At 56.7% G+C, this 15873-nt stretch carries 16 protein-coding genes; 12 read left to right on the forward strand and 4 right to left on the reverse strand.

Annotated features, from left to right (window positions below; genetic code table 11):
* Positions 1-33 precede the first annotated feature (33 nt).
* Positions 34-768 carry a histidine utilization transcriptional repressor HutC gene (gene hutC, locus ABWO67_RS14375; RefSeq protein ID WP_353152672.1) on the reverse strand — a complete coding sequence of 245 codons (735 nt, stop codon included), beginning with the start codon at positions 766-768 and terminating at the stop codon, positions 34-36.
* 115 nt (positions 769-883) lie between these two features.
* On the opposite strand from hutC, the gene hutU reads away from it, so the two are divergent.
* Together hutU and hutH are read left to right on the forward strand one after the other, a co-directional pair.
* Positions 884-2596, forward strand: coding sequence for a urocanate hydratase (gene hutU, locus ABWO67_RS14380; RefSeq protein WP_353152674.1), 1713 nt, complete (start codon positions 884-886; stop codon positions 2594-2596).
* 20 nt (positions 2597-2616) lie between these two features.
* Positions 2617-4152, forward strand: a complete 1536-nt coding sequence (gene hutH, locus ABWO67_RS14385) for a histidine ammonia-lyase (protein WP_353152676.1) — start codon at positions 2617-2619, stop codon at positions 4150-4152.
* A gap of 8 nt (positions 4153-4160) precedes the next feature.
* On the opposite strand, the gene hutI is transcribed toward hutH, so the two are convergent.
* Both hutI and ABWO67_RS14395 read right to left on the reverse strand, forming a co-directional pair.
* On the reverse strand, positions 4161-5381 hold the full coding sequence (gene hutI, locus ABWO67_RS14390; protein WP_502930022.1) for an imidazolonepropionase: 1221 nt from the start codon (positions 5379-5381) through the stop codon (positions 4161-4163).
* A complete protein-coding gene (locus tag ABWO67_RS14395; RefSeq protein WP_353152678.1) occupies positions 5374-6030 on the reverse strand; it encodes a HutD/Ves family protein in 657 nt (218 codons plus the stop codon). Before ABWO67_RS14395 ends, hutI begins: the two co-directional genes overlap by 8 nt.
* Before the next feature lie 184 nt (positions 6031-6214).
* On the opposite strand from ABWO67_RS14395, the gene ABWO67_RS14400 reads away from it, so the two are divergent.
* Positions 6215-7414, forward strand: a complete 1200-nt coding sequence (locus tag ABWO67_RS14400; RefSeq protein WP_353152680.1) for an amino acid aminotransferase — start codon at positions 6215-6217, stop codon at positions 7412-7414.
* A gap of 27 nt (positions 7415-7441) precedes the next feature.
* A complete protein-coding gene (locus tag ABWO67_RS14405) occupies positions 7442-7585 on the forward strand; it encodes a hypothetical protein (RefSeq protein ID WP_353152682.1) in 144 nt (47 codons plus the stop codon).
* 20 nt (positions 7586-7605) lie between these two features.
* On the opposite strand, the gene ABWO67_RS14410 is transcribed toward ABWO67_RS14405, so the two are convergent.
* Complete coding sequence (locus ABWO67_RS14410) at positions 7606-8526, reverse strand: LysR family transcriptional regulator (RefSeq protein ID WP_353152684.1); 921 nt, start codon at positions 8524-8526, stop codon at positions 7606-7608.
* Positions 8527-8639: 113 nt separating this feature from the next.
* On the opposite strand from ABWO67_RS14410, the gene cuyA reads away from it, so the two are divergent.
* The 8 genes from cuyA to ubiA all read left to right on the forward strand — a co-directional run bounded on the left by cuyA (position 8640) and on the right by ubiA (position 15803).
* Positions 8640-9638, forward strand: a complete 999-nt coding sequence (cuyA, locus tag ABWO67_RS14415) for a D-cysteate sulfo-lyase (RefSeq protein WP_353152686.1) — start codon at positions 8640-8642, stop codon at positions 9636-9638.
* Positions 9639-9668: 30 nt separating this feature from the next.
* Positions 9669-10568 (forward strand): amino acid ABC transporter substrate-binding protein, encoded by a 900-nt coding sequence (locus tag ABWO67_RS14420; RefSeq protein ID WP_353152688.1) that lies wholly within the window; start codon positions 9669-9671, stop codon positions 10566-10568.
* Between the two features lie 124 nt (positions 10569-10692).
* Positions 10693-11451 carry an amino acid ABC transporter permease gene (locus ABWO67_RS14425; protein WP_353152700.1) on the forward strand — a complete coding sequence of 253 codons (759 nt, stop codon included), beginning with the start codon at positions 10693-10695 and terminating at the stop codon, positions 11449-11451.
* Complete coding sequence (locus tag ABWO67_RS14430; protein WP_353152690.1) at positions 11448-12137, forward strand: amino acid ABC transporter permease; 690 nt, start codon at positions 11448-11450, stop codon at positions 12135-12137. The genes ABWO67_RS14425 and ABWO67_RS14430 overlap by 4 nt, the downstream gene beginning before the upstream one ends.
* A gap of 28 nt (positions 12138-12165) precedes the next feature.
* Positions 12166-12900, forward strand: a complete 735-nt coding sequence (locus ABWO67_RS14435; protein WP_353152692.1) for an amino acid ABC transporter ATP-binding protein — start codon at positions 12166-12168, stop codon at positions 12898-12900.
* Positions 12901-12908: 8 nt separating this feature from the next.
* A complete protein-coding gene (gene cuyB, locus ABWO67_RS14440; protein ID WP_353152694.1) occupies positions 12909-13625 on the forward strand; it encodes a cysteate racemase in 717 nt (238 codons plus the stop codon).
* A gap of 61 nt (positions 13626-13686) precedes the next feature.
* Complete coding sequence (locus ABWO67_RS14445; protein WP_353152696.1) at positions 13687-14883, forward strand: aminotransferase-like domain-containing protein; 1197 nt, start codon at positions 13687-13689, stop codon at positions 14881-14883.
* Positions 14884-14915: 32 nt separating this feature from the next.
* Entirely contained in the window at positions 14916-15803 is an 888-nt protein-coding gene (gene ubiA / locus ABWO67_RS14450; RefSeq protein WP_353152702.1) for a 4-hydroxybenzoate octaprenyltransferase, read from the forward strand.
* The last annotated feature ends 70 nt before the right edge of the window (positions 15804-15873 follow it).

Below are 15873 nucleotides of genomic sequence, written 5' to 3' on the forward strand. Positions count from 1 at the left end.
GAAAATACGCTAGCTTTCGCAGCACCTTCACCATTAAATCTTGCCGGCGAATTTATACCGGTTTCCCGGATGCCACATCGTCGCATGCGATGTGAAAGCTTGACTCGAAAACGTGGTGCGATCCATCACCAGGCAGGGCTGCGATAGTGGAATATCCAGCGGTTCGGCGATGTCTTTTGTTGGCAGCCTGACCTCTATCGTGTACAAGCCCGTTGGCAATGGCGCCACGCGCATCAGGTATTCATTTGGCGTCATGCGCTGCCAGTCCTGATCCAGATAATCGGGCGCCACGATCGCGTCGACCAGCCGGTCTTCAATCTGGATGGGGACGTCGTTTTCGTAATGCACGATCACCGAATGGAATAGCGTCGACTTGGGGGCGATCTGGAAACGCCTGGCCTGAGCCTCGGAAGCCGATAACGTGTTCAGGCTGATAACCCGGCTTGAATGCCGGTGGCCGCGCTCGCGTATGTCTTGCGCAATACTGCGGATTTCGATCAGTGTCGACTGAAATTTCGGCTGTGCCACATAGGTGCCCGACCCTTTGTAGCGAACCAGCAACTGGTCGTTCGTCAGTTCGCGCAACGCCCGGTTTACGGTCATGCGCGATACCTTGAAGGTGTCGCATAGCGACAGCTCGGTAGGAATCAAGTCGCCTTCTTGCCAGGCGCCGCTCTGTATCTGCTCCAGCACATAATTTTTGATTTGTTGATAGGCGGGCAGGGGTTCAGACGCTTCAGATGCCAACGTCAGGACGGTATCGGGCATGTATGACTCCGAGGGGCTGTTTTGTCATTTTTGGAAGTAAGACTATATGTATAGACAAATATAAAATTTGCCTATACATTATGTTGAGCTTACAAGAAATCAACAGGAGAGTGTTATGGCCAACGATACCGCAGCACAACATGACGACCCGCGCTACGACGAGCGCCGTGAAATTCATGCTCCCACCGGTACGACTTTGCACTGCAAGAATTGGGTAGCCGAGGCCGCCTACCGCATGATCCAGAACAATCTGGACCCTGCCGTTGCAGAAAACCCCAAGCACCTGGTGGTATATGGCGGTATCGGTCGTGCTGCCCGTAATTGGGAATGCTATGACACGATACTCAAATCCCTGGAAAACCTCGAAGAAGACGAAACCTTGTTGGTGCAGTCGGGCAAGCCGGTTGGGGTATTCAAGACCAATACCGATGCGCCGCGCGTCCTGATCGCCAATTCCAATCTGGTTCCCAAGTGGGCAACGTGGGAAAAATTCCACGAACTGGATCGTGCCGGCTTGTTCATGTATGGCCAAATGACAGCCGGCAGCTGGATTTACATTGGCAGCCAGGGCATTGTGCAGGGCACGTACGAAACCTTTGCCGAAGCGGGGCGCCAGCATTTCGGCGGCAGTCTCGCAGGGCGCTGGATACTGACCGCCGGGTTGGGCGGCATGGGTGGTGCGCAGCCGTTGGCGGCAAGCTTTGCCGGCGCTGCCTCGCTAACCATAGAGTGTCAGCAATCCAGCATCGATTTCCGCATCAAAACCCGCTATCTGGATAAACAGGCTCGCGACTTGGACCATGCCCTGGAACTGATCGCGCACCATACTGAACGCAAAGAGCCCGTATCCATCGGTTTGCTGGGCAATGCGGCCGACATCCTTCCCGTATTGGTCAAGCGTGCCCATCAGGGGGGAATTCGTCCCGATCTGGTTACCGACCAGACGTCGGCACACGACTTGGTCAATGGCTACCTGCCTTCGGGCTGGACAGTAGAACAATGGAAGGCCGCGCAGCATGATGAGAGCCGGCACGCGTCGCTACAAGCCGACGCGGCAAAGTCGTGCGCGGTTCATGTGCAAGCCATGCTGGACTTCCAAAGCATGGGCATCCCCGTCGTCGATTACGGCAACAATATCCGCCAGGTCGCTTACGATGAAGGGGTCAAGAATGCCTTCGACTTCCCCGGTTTCGTACCCGCCTATATCCGTCCTTTGTTCTGCGAAGGCAAAGGGCCATTTCGTTGGGTCGCCTTATCGGGCGACCCCGAAGACATCTACAAGACCGACCGCAAAATCAAGGAATTGTTTCCCGAAAACCAGCACGTGCATCGCTGGCTCGATATGGCCAGGGACAGAATCGCGTTCCAGGGCCTGCCTGCCCGCATCTGTTGGCTGGGGCTGGGGGAGCGGCACCGGGCAGGCCTGGCATTCAATGACATGGTCAAGAGCGGTGAGCTTAAAGCCCCTATTGTGATCGGCCGCGACCACCTGGATACCGGTTCGGTCGCCAGCCCCAATCGCGAAACAGAAGCCATGCGCGACGGTACCGATGCAGTATCGGACTGGCCCTTGTTGAACGCCTTGCTGAATACGGCAGGCGGCGCAAGTTGGGTGTCGTTGCATCATGGCGGCGGTGTGGGCATGGGCTATAGTCAGCATGCCGGTATGGTGATCGTTGCCGACGGCAGTGATGCCGCAGCCAAACGCCTGGAGCGCGTTTTGATCAATGATTGCGCCAGTGGTGTCATGCGCCACGCCGATGCAGGCTATGAATTGGCGATCAAAGCCGCGAAAGAGTTCGGCTTGAAATTGCCGATGATCAAGTAATCCTATATCCAGAGCATTTAATGACTTCTACCCTTTTAATACAGCCCGGCGAACTTAGCCTGGATGACATTCGCCAAATCTGGCGCGGCGATCTGAAACTGGCATTGCCTGATAGTGCGATAGCCGCCATGGACGCCTCGTCGGCGATCGTCAGGAAAATTATCGACAAGGCGGATGCGGCCTATGGCATTAATACGGGCTTCGGCAAACTGGCGCATACCCGCATTCCCGACGAAGACCTGGAGCAACTGCAGAAAAACCTGATCTTGTCGCATTCCGTTGGCGTGGGCGAACCCTTGGCAGCCGATATTGTGCGTCTTGTATTGGCGTTGAAAGTGGCCAGCCTGGCCCGCGGATTTTCCGGCATCCGGTCTGATGTGGTGACGACATTGATGGACATCTTCAATGCCGGAATAACGCCGCATATCCCGGCCAAAGGGTCAGTGGGCGCTTCCGGCGACCTTGCGCCTTTGTCGCATATGACCTTGACGCTGATCGGTGAAGGTCAGGCCTTCCTGAATGGCGAACTCATGCATTCGCGCGATGCGCTGAACCGTGTCGGCATCAAGCCGGTCGTGTTGGCCGCCAAAGAAGGCCTGGCGCTGATTAATGGTACGCAAGTATCGACCGCCTTGTCCCTGAACGGGCTGTTTTTGGGAGAAATTCTGTACAAGAATGCTGTGTTGGCTGGCGCCCTGAGCGTGGATGCCGCCAAAGGCAGCGACGCGCCGTTCGATCCGCGTGTACACGCGATCCGGGGGCAGGCGGGTCAGATCCATGCCGCACAATCCTACCGGCAGTTGCTGGCCGGCAGCGAAATCCGTAAATCGCACGAAGTCAACGATAACAAGGTGCAAGACCCTTACAGCCTGCGTTGCCAGCCCCAAGTGATGGGGGCAGTGCACGACTTATTGCGCCAGGTAACCCAGACGTTGCTGATAGAAAGCAATGCCGTAACGGACAATCCCCTGGTCTTCGCTGGCAAGGATGGCGAGCCTGACAGGGTTATTTCCGGCGGCAACTTTCATGCCGAGCCGGTGGCCTTCGCGTCCGACATTCTGGCGTTGGCGATTGCGGAAATCGGCGCGCTGGCCGAGCGTCGCGTCGCCTTGTTGATCGATGCCAGCATTTCAGGCTTGCCGCCGTTTCTGGTGCCCTCGGCCGGGCTGAATTCCGGTTTCATGATTGCCCACGTGACAGCGGCGGCGCTGGCTTCGGAAAACAAATCGCTGGCGCATCCAGCCAGTGTCGACAGCCTGCCCACGTCGGCCAACCAGGAAGACCATGTCAGCATGGCCACGTTTGCGGGCCGTCGCTTGGTGGAAATGGTCCAGAATACGGCCACGATCATCGGCATTGAACTGCTTTGCGCCGCGCAAGGCATCGACTTCCATGCCCCCTTGATGACGTCGGCGCCGCTGCAAGTGCTGCACGAGCGGATTCGTAGTGCCGTGCCGTTCTATAAGGAAGATCGCTTCCTGGCGCCGGACATCGATGCGATGACTCGACTCGTGCTTGACGAGACCCTGACCGCCGATTGCGCCAGCCTGTTGTAAGGTCAGGGTTAGGCGCGATAGGCTGTTGCGCCGTGCCGCACCACTAATTGGCAGCGCGGTAAACCGCTAAAGTAGGCGAGTTCGGCTAGCGATTCGATATTCCAGGCGACGAAGTCGGCCTTGTCTCCCACAGTAAGACGCCCGGTTACGTCGGGATGCCCCAGCGCCCGGGCTGCATTCGTGGTGACGCCGGCCAGAACTTCGGCAACCGACATTCTGAACAGCGTGCAAGCCATGTTCAGCATCAGCAGCAAGGATGTCGTGGGCGAGGTGCCCGGGTTGCTGTCGGTCGAGATGGCAATAGGCACGCCATGCTTGCGTAGCAAGTTCAACGGCGGCAGTTGGGTTTCCCGAATAAAGTAATAGGCGCCGGGCAGCAATACCGCAACGGTTCCCGCCTGGCGCATGGCGATAACGCCCGCTTCGTCCAGGAACTCCAGATGGTCGGCGGATAGCGCTGCGTAGCGTGCCGACAGTGCGGCGCCGCCAAGCAGGGAAAGTTGCTCGGCGTGCATTTTGACGGGCAAGCCGAAACGCTGTGCGGCCTGGAAAACCCGTTCCGACTGGGCCAGGTCAAAACCTATGCCTTCGCAGAATACATCTACGGCATCAACCAGCTTTTCTTCGACCAGGGCCGGCAGCATCGTATTGCAGACCAGGTCAATGTAGTCGTTGGCGCGACCCGTATATTCTGGCGGCAGGGCGTGTGCCCCCAGGAACGTGGTGCTTACTGTAATAGGCCGGGCCCGCCCCAGGCGTCTGGCTACCCGCAGCATTTTGCGTTCGGTGTCCAGATCCAGGCCGTAGCCCGACTTTATTTCGATGGCGGTGACACCTTCGCTGCGCAAGGCGTCCAGCCGGCGCAGCGCTGCTTGAAACAGTTCGTCTTCCGTGGCTTCGCGTGTGGCGCGCACCGTGGAAATGATGCCGCCGCCGCGTTTGGCGATGTCTTCGTAAGAAGCGCCGGCCAGCCGCAAGGCGAATTCTTCCGCGCGGTTGCCGCCGTAGACGAGATGAGTGTGGCAATCGACCAGGCCGGGTGTAACGATGGCGCCGCCCAAATCGTGCGTGGCCGTGGCAGCCTGCCGAAACGCGACAGGCAGTTGATGGGTAGGCCCCAGCCATGCGATATGGCTGCCCTGCGTCACAATGCTGGCGCTTTCCACCAGCGTCGCCGGGTCAGCGTGAGGAGCCAGGCGTGCATTGATCCAGAGAGTCGTTTCAATCATGGGCAAGGCTCCGGGCGTATGGGGTGGAAGGGGCGTCGATACGGCAGTCCAGCATGAGGGCATCGGCGTCCAGCGGCAGGATGTCCAGACTGAATGTGGCGGATTCTGGCAGTGTCAGGCGTAGCGTGTCGCCTTGTTGCAGTAAATAATTTGCGGCTGGGTTGCAGGGCAGGCTGACTTGGTATGAGCCTTTCGTGCAATGCAGAACAGCGCTGCCGGCGTTCAGTCCCAGGCATGCTGCGCTGCGCCGCACCGTCATTTGTCCTTGGGTGGAATCGCGTCGCCACATCAGGTTGAAGTCTTGTGTGGGGCCGTCGGGAAGCTCGGCATGTATGGGTATTTCGCCCGAGAAGCGGAACGGTTCTCCGGGCAGCAGCGTGTGTGCCATACCTGGGGAAAGACTAGTCAGCACCATTGTGGCGTCTTGTGTGACGACGATAATGCGGTCTACCCCGTCAAAGGTCGAGAACGGCCCGGCCTGGCCGACGTCCGCTATGCTGATGCGCCACAGGAAGTTGTCGAAAGTTGCGTCTGGCGGCTCCAGGGCGATTTCACGAGTCGTACCGCCGCCATTTTTCCAGGGGATAGGCTTAAGATCCTTTGCGCGTATCAATTGAAGGTCGATATCGGAAGGAGAAAATCCGGACATGGGCAGGTGTCTCGCTGATTGGAGCCAATACTATTTGTATATACAAGTATGGATCATTCATGGCAGTCTGGCAAGCTTTTGCGTCGAGATGAGGGTTTGCATAGTAAGCATTAGCGCATGTGTCTCCTATAATGGAAAAATATGCCGCCAATGCGGCCAAACCTGAAATCACCGAGACCTGAGCATGTTTGAGCATCTGGAAAAGTACGCTGGCGATCCAATTTTTAGGCTGAACGGGGAATTCCACCAGAATACCCATCCGAAAAAAGTCAATTTGACGATAGGCTTGTATTACGACGACGCTGGCCGCATACCGGTGCTGGCATCGGTTCACGCGGCCGAGCAGCGTCGGGCGCAAGACGCGCAGGCGCGTCCCTATTTGCCGATGGAAGGCTTGGCGCCGTATCGCGCAGCGGTACAGAAGCTCGTGTTCGGCGCCGATCATCAGGCTTTGCAGGCTGGGCGTGTGGCCACGATTCAAAGCGTGGGCGGCACCGGCGCGCTCAAGGTTGGGGCCGACTTCCTGCACCTGGCCTTTCCCGACAGCGAAATCTGGATCAGCGATCCGGCCTGGGATAATCATCATTCCATTTTTCAAGGCGCAGGCGTCAAGACGCATACCTATTCATACTACGATCCCAAGACGAAGTCTTTGCGGTTCGACGACATGCTGGCGCAATTGCGCGGCTTGCCCGCCAAGAGCTTTGTGCTGCTGCATCCATGCTGCCATAACCCGACGGGTGTGGACTTGTCGCGCGAGCAGTGGCTGGAATTGATTCCCGTGCTTGTCGAGCGTGGGCTGATTCCTTTTGTAGACATGGCTTATCAGGGCTTTGGCGCGGGTCTGGATGAAGACGCGTTTGCCATACGCGCCATGGCCGACGCTGGCCTGGTCTTCCTGGTGGCAAACTCGTTTTCCAAGAATCTGTCTTTTTACGGCGAGCGTTGCGGCGGTTTGTCGGTGGTGTGTTCTTCTGCCCAGGAAGCGACTGATGTCCTGGGGCAGTTGCAGGCGGTCGTGCGCCGTATCTATTCCAGTCCTCCCTGGCACGGCGGGCAGATTACGTCGGATGTCTTGAATGACCCGCAGCTTTATGCGTCGTGGGTGCAAGAAGTCGCCGGCATGCGCGAGCGTATTGCGCTGATGCGCCAACAGGCGCACGAACAGTTAAGCGCCAAGCTGCCGGACTACGATTCCAGCTATTTTGTGAAACAGCGCGGCATGTTTACGTATACCGGCCTGTCGATGCCGCAACTATTGGCACTGCGCGAACGCCACGGGGTTTACATCATCGATTCGGGCCGCATCAGCGTTCCTGGCCTGAACACCGGCAATATCGACGTTTTCACCAATGCCATGGCCGATGTCCTGAGCGCCGGCTAAGTTTTCTTTTTTACAGGGTGTACGCTAATGACGACAGGCGAAGCAATAGTTCTGGCGATTTTCGGGATAGGCCTGCTCTGCTCGCTGTCGCTGTTCTGGTGGCTGCTGCGCATTGTGCGCCGTGACCGGCGCAGTAAAGACAATGCCATAGAAACCGTGAGGCGGGACTAGACGGCCAGGCGCTGCCCGTATCAGGCTGCGTCTGGTTCGACGCCGCCGGCCTGCAGCAGCGCCCATAGCCTATCAATCGCGTCGGGGCAGTGTGACTGGGCGCTGCGGTATAAGCCCAACTCCAGGCTTACGCTTTTTAGTCCCTTGTTCAAGACCGCCAGGGTGCCCGACTCCAGCTCGCGCTTGATCAGGCTTTCTGGCAACCATGCCATGCCCAGCCCTGCCATGACCATTTCTTTGACACCGGCGAGAAAAACCGACTCGTGCACGACTTCCACCTGGTAGCCTCGCAGTAATGCATTCACGCTGTGTTTGTACATGATGCGGCCCAGAAAACTGTCCATGGGAAAGGCCAAGAGCTTAAGAATGTGGCCTGTGCGCGGTGCATGCAGCGGTGTGCCGTCCTGCTTCAAGGCGCTGACTGGAAGCAGGGTTTCATGGCCCAGGAACAACCGGTCCGCCTCCGGCATGCGGTTACGCAGCCGGTCGTCTTCTTCTTCCATGCACAGCAGCAAATCGCTTTGTCCTCGCATGAACAGTGCGACGCACTCGTCCCGGTTTTCGGAGTGCACATTGAATTCGATATTGGCTGAAGGGTCTTGATTCAGCAGTTGCAGCAACGCGGGTAGCTTTGTTATGGTTAATGAATGCTGCGTGGCCAACACCACCCGGACCATGCCGTTATTGTCGGACTGAATGCGGTTGCGTAAATGGTTCACGTTGTGCAGTAACGCTCGAAATTCCGGAATGCGGCGTTCGGCCAGTGGCGTCAGGCGCATGGGTTGGCTGCGCCTGTCGATCAGTTCGACATTCAGCCACGCTTCCAGTAGTTGAATCCGGCGCGAAAATGCGGGTTGCGTGACATTGCGCAGGATGGCCGCGCGGGAAAATGTTCCAGCGTCCACGAGTGTCAGAAAATCTTCTATCCATGCCAGTTTCATGTCGATTCTCCACGCTATGCAAAAATTGCATATGGTCCTAAGAATATAGTATTGGGCAAAGCGCATGGCGATAAGTAGGATGACAAGTTATCTTTCGCTTTGGAGCCAACGTCATGCATCTTGCCGCTTTTCCCCGCGTCCGTCTGGGCCATTTTCCCACGCCGCTTGAGTTCATGCCCAATCTGACCAAGCTCTTGGATGGCCCCAATCTTTATATCAAGCGGGATGATTGCACCGGCTTGGCGACGGGGGGGAATAAAACGCGCAAGCTCGAGTTCCTGGTGGCGCAGGCGATAGAGCAGGGGGCCGATACGTTGATTACCCAGGGGGCCGTCCAGTCTAACCATGCCCGCCAGACAGCGGCGGCGGCGGCCCGCGTAGGCATGAAGTGCAAAATTCTGCTCGAGCAACGCGTTACCAACGCCAGTGAAGAGTACGAGGAGTCGGGCAACGTTTTGCTGGATCGCCTGATGGGGGGTGACATCGTGGCGCGTTTTCCCGCCGGAACGAATATGCAGCAAGAGATGGAAAACCTCGCCGCTGAACTGCGCAGTGCCGGTGGCAAGCCTTACATCATTCCCGGCGGAGGTTCCAATCCTGTCGGCGCGCTAGGTTATGTGGCGTGCGCACAGGAACTGCTGACTCAGTCATTCGAAACAGGGCTGCGTATTGACCATGTGGTGCACGCAACCGGCAGCACCGGCACCCAGGCGGGTCTGGTGGTGGGCCTGCGCGCCAGCAATAGTGGCATTCCGGTGTACGGGGTCAGCGTGCGCGCCCCTAAGGCCAAACAGGAGGAAAACGTCTGGAACCTGGTGCAGGCAACCATGGATTACATGGGGTTGCCGGCGGCCTCGGTCGACCGGTCGGATGTGGTTGCCAATTCTGATTATGTGGGCGAGGGCTATGGCCTACCTACCGATTCCATGGTGGAAGCCTTGCGTCTGGCTGCTGAGCACGAAGCCATTTTGCTGGACCCGGTTTATTCCGGCAAGGGGATGGCGGGGTTGATCGATCTGATCCGTACAGGGCATTTTAAGAAGGGCGAAAATGTGGTTTTCGTGCATACTGGCGGAGCGGTTGGCCTGTATGGGTACCGTCAGCTTTTCTAAGTATCCTATAAGAACTAAAGGAGACAAACCATGAAAAAAGCTACCCTTGTTTTGTTCAGCGCACTGGCTGTCGCAGCAACTGCGCCCACCTACGCCGAGGGGCGGTTGGAAAAAATAAAGTCCAGCGGTGAAATCGCATTAGGTCATCGGGACTCGTCCATACCGTTTTCGTATCTGGACGATAAACAGCAGCCCATTGGCTACTCCATGGATATTTGCCATGAGGTCGTCAAGGCCGTACAAGCCAAACTGGGCATGAAAAAAATCAACATCAAGCTCGTGCCGGTCACTTCATCGACCCGTATTCCTTTGCTGGCCAACGGCACCGTCGATTTGAACTGCGGGTCATCCACCAATACTAAAGAGCGCCAGGCGCAGGTGACTTTTGCACCTACGACCTTTGTTACTGCCACCCGCTTCGTGGCAAAGAAGTCCTCCAGCATCAACAACCTTGACGATTTGAAAGGGAAAACCATCGTATCCACTGCCGGCACCAGCAATATTCGCTGGGTCACCGGTGCAAACGACCAGCAAAAGCTGGGGATGAACATTATTCCTGCCAAGGATCATGCCGAAGCATTGCTGACGGTGGAAAGTGGACGGGCGGCAGCGTTTTTCATGGACGATATCTTGTTGGCCGGGCTGGTGGCAACGTCGCGTAATCCAGGCGACTGGATGATCAGCAAAGAGGCCTACACCGTCGAGCCTTATGCCATCATGGAACCCAAGAACGACCCTGAGTTCAAGAAGGTGGTGGATGACACGATTATCGGGATGATGAAAAGCGGCGAGCTCGATAAGCTGTACAAAAAATGGTTTGAATCTCCCATTCCGCCCAAGAACGTCAATCTGAATTGGCCCATGAGCGATCAACTCAAGAAGGTGATCGCAACGCCTACTGATTCGCCAGATCCAAACGACTATAAATAATAATAATCGATGCATTTTCGGAGGCACGCTGCATATATAAATCAGTCCAGTGTGCGCCGCGTTGGCCCTGCTTTATCCCTATTGCAGGGCCAACGGTGTTTTGCTGGCCGGACTGGAGAAAATGATGAATTACAACTGGAACTGGTCGATTTTTTTTGAGCAGGCACCAGGTGGCGTTACGTATTTACATACGCTGCTTAACGGCTTGGGCTGGACGATAGGTACTGCCGCGCTTGCCTGGATACTGGCCTTGACGATGGGGACCATGGTGGGTGTAGTCCGTACCGGCCCGATTAAGTGGGTACGGGTCGTGGCGACTGCCTACGTCGAGCTGTTTCGCAACATCCCCTTGTTGGTGCAGATGTTCTTGTGGTATTTCGTTATCCCCGAGTTCCTGCCGGGGACAATGGGCGATGCCATGAAGCAGATCCCCCCGCCCTGGGGCAACTTCATTCCCGCGGTACTTTGCCTGGGTTTTTATACATCTTCGCGTGTGGCCGAGCAGGTGCGCGCCGGGATAGAGTCCTTGCCGCAAGGCCAGCCGATGGCGGCGACCGCGCTGGGCATGAAGCCATGGCAGGTGTACCGCTATGTGCTATTGCCCACGGCGTTTCGCATTATTCTGCCGCCCATGACGTCAGAGTTGTTGAATCTGATAAAGAATACGTCGGTGGCTTTCACAATAGGCTTGTTCGAATTGGTTGGCGCTGCCCGATCCATGCAGGAGTTCAGTTTCCAGGTATTTGAGACTTTTGCCATGGCAACGCTGTTCTACTTGTTGCTGAACCTGGTTGTGGTGCGCGGCATGTATTTGCTGGAGCGTCGTCTGGCGGTCCCGGGCTTTTTCGGCACCGTTTCCGTTGCCAAGGAGATCGCTCAATGAATGGTTTCGATTTCGATATTATCGAGCGCTCCTGGGTATACCTGTTCCAGCAAGGCATGGTGTTCACCTTGAAATTGACACTGTTTGCGGCCTTGGGCGGGCTGGTGATCGGCACCTTGCTGGCAATGTGCCGCTTGTCCAACATAAAGCCGTTGGCATTGGCTGCTGGCCTCTATGTCAATTTACTCAGGGCATTACCCCTGATCTTGGTCATTTTCTGGTTCTATTTCCTGATGCCGTATGTCGGCGCCTGGTTGACCGGTGCCGACCGGCCCATGTCTGTTGGCGGATTTACCTCGGCGTTGGTCACTTTTACCTTGTTCGAAGCGGCGTACTTTTGCGAGATCATGCGCGCCGGCATTCAGTCAGTGCCGCGCGGACAGGTCAGTGCCGGTTATGCACTGGGGCTGACCTATTGGCAAGTGATGCGTACCGTGGTCCTGCCCCAGGCGTTTCGCAACATGACGCCCATCTTGCTGACGCAAACCATTATTTTGTTCCAGGACACTTCCCTGGTCTATGTACTGTCGCTTACGGATTTTCTGGGGGCGGCCACCAAGGTAGCGCAGCGGGACGGCAGGCTAATAGAAATGTACATCTTCGTTGCCGTGGTCTATTTCATTATGAGCTATGCGGCTTCACTGTTCGTGCGTTATTTGCAGCAACGCACCCGCATCGCGCGTTGACAGGCAAACCAACATTGCAGGAGTCAGAGTGATAGAAATCAAGCAAGTGAGTAAATGGTACGGCCCCACGCAAGTGCTGGATGATTGCAGTACTCAGGTCGCCAACGGAGAAGTGGTGGTCGTATGCGGCCCCTCTGGATCGGGAAAATCTACGTTGATCAAAACCGTGAATGGGCTGGAACCTTTTCAGAAAGGTGAAATTCTTGTTCACGGCATTTCAGTGGGCGCGCGCGACACCGACCTGCCCAAGCTGCGTGCGCGTATCGGTATGGTGTTTCAGAGTTTCGAGCTGTTTCCCCATTTATCTGTAATGCAAAATCTGGCGTTGGCCCAGATGAAGGTATTGAACCGCAGTCAGGACGAGGCTAATGCCAGAGCGGCGTCCTTATTGGATCGCGTCGGGTTGCGGGCACATCAAGATAAATTTCCCGGCCAGTTGTCCGGGGGCCAGCAGCAGCGTGTGGCCATTGCGCGCGCCCTGGCCATGGACCCTATCGCCATGCTGTTCGATGAGCCTACTTCGGCGCTTGACCCCGAAATGGTCAACGAGGTGTTGGATGTCATGGTCGACCTTGCCCGCGAGGGTATGACCATGATGGTGGTCACCCACGAAATGGGTTTCGCCCGCAAGGTCGCAGACCGCGTGATTTTCATGGATGTCGGCAAGATTGTCGAAGATTGCGGCAGTGAAGCATTCTTTGGCAGTATCGAATCGCGTTCCGAGCGCGCCCGCCAGTTTTTATCGAAGATTCTTCCTCACTAGAGAAGGCTATGGATAGCAATTATTCAGGCAGGTTTCTGGGGGTCCTGGGCGGGATGGGCCCTATGGCCAGTGCCGCGTTCATGGCCCGTCTTACTGCCTTGGCCAGTGTCGAGTCCGAGCAGCAGCATGTGCCGGCCATATTATGGAGCGACCCGCGTGTGCCGGATCGTCCATCCGGGTATTTGGGCAATGGTCCTGATCCTTTGCCCTGGATGCAAAACGGTTTGATGCATCTTGTGCACGCCGGCGCACAGGCGATTGTCGTCCCCTGCAATACCGCTCACCTTTGGTACGAGCAGATGGCGGCTGCCACATCCATTCCCATATTGCATATTGTGCAGGCGGTGATTGACGATTTGCGGCGTAACGGCATAAAGCAGGGCCGTATCGGCCTGCTGGGAACTGCCGTGACGCTCAGGTTGGCGCTTTATCAGCGGATGCTGGAAGCGAATGGATACGAGTGCGTCATGCTTACCGATGATGACTTGGCCAGTTATTGCACCACCGCCATTCTGCAGGTCAAGGCGAATCGCCTGGCCGAAGCCTATGCGCCGGCAAGGCGCTGTATTGACCTGTTGCGCCATCGACAGGTCGATGCCATCGTCTTAGGCTGCACAGAACTTCCGCTGGCCGTGCCGCACGAAATCAGGCAGGATCTTGGCGTTGTCATCACCGATTCGATAGACGCCCTGGCGCTGGCGGCCATAGACTGGCATGCAGGCTGAACAGACTTGCGGTAATCTAATACATTGTTTCTTTGTTCTTTACCGGAAATTTTTCAGGACCATGGACTCGTACTCTCTTCCCTATACCTTTTCGCAGCGCGCCCAAAAACTCACCAGTTCAACGATCCGAGAGATTCTGAAGGTCACTGAGCGTCCCGAGATTATTTCGTTTGCTGGCGGCTTGCCCGCGCCTAAAGGGTTTCCGGTAGATGTTATCAATGCGGCTTTCGATCGGGTACTGGAAAATAACGGTACATCGGCCTTGCAGTATGGTCCCACTGAAGGCTATGCGCCACTACGTGCGTGGGTAGCCGAAGACCTCAAGCGCGTCGGCGCGGATGTGTCGCCAGACGAAGTGCTTATCGTGTCTGGCTCGCAGCAGGCGCTGGACATGCTGGGCAAGCTCTTTATCGATCCGGGCAGCAATGTGCTGGTCGAATCTCCCAGCTATCTTGGCGCGTTGCAATCGTTTTCTTTGTTCGAACCCAATTATGTTGCGGTTCCTACTGATGAAGGCGGCCTGATCCCTGAAAGCCTGACGGACGAACGCACCGCCGGCGCCCGTTTCATCTATGTGCTGCCCAATTTCCAGAACCCTACCGGCCTGACGCTTAACCTCGAGCGGCGCAAGGCGCTGGTCGAGCGCTGCGCCGCTGCGCAAGTGCCTATTATTGAAGATGACCCCTATGGCGATCTGCGCTACGCTGGCGAGCCGCAGCCGGGCCTGCTTGGCCTGGGGCGCGCCGTGGGCGCTACCGTAATCCGGTTGGGCACGTTTTCCAAGGTGTTGGCCCCGGGTCTGCGCCTGGGCTACATCGTGGCGCCCAAGCCGATTATCGCCAAGCTGGTTCAAATCAAGCAGGCCACCGATCTGCATACGTCCACACTGACGCAGATGGCGGTGTACGAAACCGTCAAAGACGGGTTCCTGACGGCGCATTTGCCTATGGTGCGCGATTTGTACAAGGAACAGTGCGGTTATATGCTGGAAGCGATGGACGAGCATTTTCCGACGACAACGACCTGGACGCGTCCTGAGGGCGGGATGTTCATCTGGGTGACTTTGCCTGCCCATATCGATGGCGCGCAGTTATTGGCGCGCGCCATTGAAAAGAACGTGGCGTTTGTGCCAGGTGCGCCGTTCTATGCGGGCGACGAGCCGAAAACCAATACGCTAAGGCTAAGTTTCGTCACGGTATCCGAAGGGAAAATCCGTGAAGGCATCGCCATATTGGGTAAGCTCATCAAGGAAAGCTAAACGCTTTGAACGGTACTCCTGACTTATCAGATATGCGTCCCGACGACTGGGTCGAGCGGTGGCTGCCGCGGTCGTGGGGCCCCTACGCGCGCCTGTGCCGCTTAGACCGGCCTGTCGGTACGTGGCTGACCTTGCTGCCGTGTCTGGCCGCACTGGTCCAGGCGGCAGATGGCTGGCCGACCTTATTCAGGTTATTCATTTTCTCGCTGGGCGCTTTGCTGATGCGCGGCATAGGCTGCTGCTTCAACGATATTTTTGACCGCGATATCGACAAAAAGGTAGAACGGACGCGCTTTCGTCCTTTAACCAGCGGGCAACTGACGTTAAAGAATGCATTGTGGTTTGTGCTGGCGCAGCTGGTCGTGTGCGCATTGCTACTGCTGGCTTTGAACGAATATAGCCGCTGGCTGGCGGTGGCGTTAATGCCCATCATCATCGTGTACCCGTTGTGCAAGCGGTTTACCTATTGGCCGCAGGTGGTGCTGGGCATAGGCTTTAACTGGGGCATGCTGATGGCCTGGTCCGATACGCAAAACACCGTGCCATTGGCCGCGGTCGCAATGTGGCTGGGTGCGGTATTGTGGCAAGTGGGCTATGACTCTATCTACGCTTATGTCGATGTACGCGACGACACGCAGTTGGGCTTGCACTCGACGGCACTGCGTTTCGCAGACAAAGGCAAGGTCTGGATCAGCGGGTTTTATATCGCCACCATCGTGTTATGGGTGGGGGCGGGTATTGTCATGCAGATGGCATGGCCTTATTACGTGGTCATGGCCGCGATCGCCGCGCACTTTATCTGGCAGATGCGGGTGTTCGACGTCGCACGACCCGAACGTAATTTCATGTTATTTCGCGCCAATATGGCGATAGGCGTGCTGTTGCTGGTAGCCGCTTTGGCCGGTACCTTGCCGGGCTAACGAATTTTCGGTGTTAGCGACGCTGTTTGGCCCTGGTGACGTTGCCGGGCTCTGATGACGTTGTCCGGGG

It is taken from the genome of Pollutimonas bauzanensis, assembly GCF_040393045.1.
Classification (GTDB): domain Bacteria; phylum Pseudomonadota; class Gammaproteobacteria; order Burkholderiales; family Burkholderiaceae_B; genus Pollutimonas; species Pollutimonas bauzanensis_A.

Bases quoted from the DNA above. Each gene is read 5' to 3' on its own strand.
- hutC (WP_353152672.1), bottom strand. From the start codon at position 768: ATGCCCGATACCGTCCTGACGTTGGCATCTGAAGCGTCTGAACCCCTG.
- hutU (WP_353152674.1), top strand. From the start codon at position 884: ATGGCCAACGATACCGCAGCACAACATGACGACCCGCGCTACGACGAG.
- hutH (WP_353152676.1), top strand. From the start codon at position 2,617: ATGACTTCTACCCTTTTAATACAGCCCGGCGAACTTAGCCTGGATGAC.
- hutI (WP_502930022.1), bottom strand. From the start codon at position 5,381: ATGATTGAAACGACTCTCTGGATCAATGCACGCCTGGCTCCTCACGCT.
- ABWO67_RS14395 (WP_353152678.1), bottom strand. From the start codon at position 6,030: ATGTCCGGATTTTCTCCTTCCGATATCGACCTTCAATTGATACGCGCA.
- ABWO67_RS14400 (WP_353152680.1), top strand. From the start codon at position 6,215: ATGTTTGAGCATCTGGAAAAGTACGCTGGCGATCCAATTTTTAGGCTG.
- ABWO67_RS14405 (WP_353152682.1), top strand. From the start codon at position 7,442: ATGACGACAGGCGAAGCAATAGTTCTGGCGATTTTCGGGATAGGCCTG.
- ABWO67_RS14410 (WP_353152684.1), bottom strand. From the start codon at position 8,526: ATGAAACTGGCATGGATAGAAGATTTTCTGACACTCGTGGACGCTGGA.
- cuyA (WP_353152686.1), top strand. From the start codon at position 8,640: ATGCATCTTGCCGCTTTTCCCCGCGTCCGTCTGGGCCATTTTCCCACG.
- ABWO67_RS14420 (WP_353152688.1), top strand. From the start codon at position 9,669: ATGAAAAAAGCTACCCTTGTTTTGTTCAGCGCACTGGCTGTCGCAGCA.
- ABWO67_RS14425 (WP_353152700.1), top strand. From the start codon at position 10,693: ATGAATTACAACTGGAACTGGTCGATTTTTTTTGAGCAGGCACCAGGT.
- ABWO67_RS14430 (WP_353152690.1), top strand. From the start codon at position 11,448: ATGAATGGTTTCGATTTCGATATTATCGAGCGCTCCTGGGTATACCTG.
- cuyB (WP_353152694.1), top strand. From the start codon at position 12,909: ATGGATAGCAATTATTCAGGCAGGTTTCTGGGGGTCCTGGGCGGGATG.
- ABWO67_RS14445 (WP_353152696.1), top strand. From the start codon at position 13,687: ATGGACTCGTACTCTCTTCCCTATACCTTTTCGCAGCGCGCCCAAAAA.
- ubiA (WP_353152702.1), top strand. From the start codon at position 14,916: ATGCGTCCCGACGACTGGGTCGAGCGGTGGCTGCCGCGGTCGTGGGGC.